Raw genomic sequence first — 252 nt, forward strand, 5'->3', positions numbered from 1 at the left:
GTGCTGGCATGTGTGAGTATTTAGACATGCCAAACTTTGACAGTAGTGTGTTTATGAAAGTCATGTCAGTCAATATGGGCACGTTATCGCACGCCATCGAAGGGGTGTTGCCAAAGCTGATTGCTTCAAAAGGTCGCTTGGTCGGTATCGGCTCAGCCTCTGCTTATGTGCCTTTTGCTCGTGCCGAAGCCTATGGTAGCTCAAAAGCCGCTATCCATTATCTTATGAAAACCTTACAGATTAGTCTTGCTC

At 46.4% G+C, this 252-nt stretch carries 1 protein-coding gene; it reads left to right on the forward strand.

The window, feature by feature from the left end:
• Nucleotides 1-26: 26 nt before the first annotated feature.
• The coding region (locus AAEZ09_RS28790; protein WP_350601740.1) for an SDR family NAD(P)-dependent oxidoreductase at nt 27-252 on the forward strand (226 nt) is incomplete at its 3' end.

It is taken from the genome of Pseudomonas sp. 65/3-MNA-CIBAN-0223 (assembly GCF_040310425.1).
GTDB lineage: Bacteria > Pseudomonadota > Gammaproteobacteria > Pseudomonadales > Pseudomonadaceae > Aquipseudomonas > Aquipseudomonas gregormendelii.